This is a genomic window from Cobetia sp. SIMBA_158, from assembly GCF_046566945.1.
GTDB classification, from domain to species: domain Bacteria; phylum Pseudomonadota; class Gammaproteobacteria; order Pseudomonadales; family Halomonadaceae; genus Cobetia; species Cobetia amphilecti.
In genome coordinates, this window is the sequence record NZ_JAWJYL010001092.1 from 1 (window position 1) to 236 (window position 236).

1 protein-coding gene is annotated in these 236 nt (G+C 58.1%); it reads right to left on the bottom strand.

Annotated elements, in window-relative coordinates; all coding sequences use genetic code 11:
• Nucleotides 1-236, bottom strand: a 236-nt coding sequence (locus R2R70_RS23150; protein WP_410979366.1) for a trehalase family glycosidase, incomplete at both ends; no start/stop codon positions are given.

Here is a 236-nt window from a genome sequence, read left to right on the forward strand (position 1 = left end):
GGCCTTCTGGCGGAACAGCGCTTCTGTCTCTTTCTCGCCTTTCAGCGCCGAGATGTTGGCGATGGCGCTCTCCAGTTTAAACAGGAAGGCATTCAGATCGATGGGGATGAACTGGGTGGTACGAATGCTCGCCAGACGACCAGTATCACGCAGCCAACGGGAAGAGTAATCCCAACCTGAGGCCGCTCCCGCGCGTAAATCGCGGTACACCTCGTTGGGCGGGCGACCAGAATGTT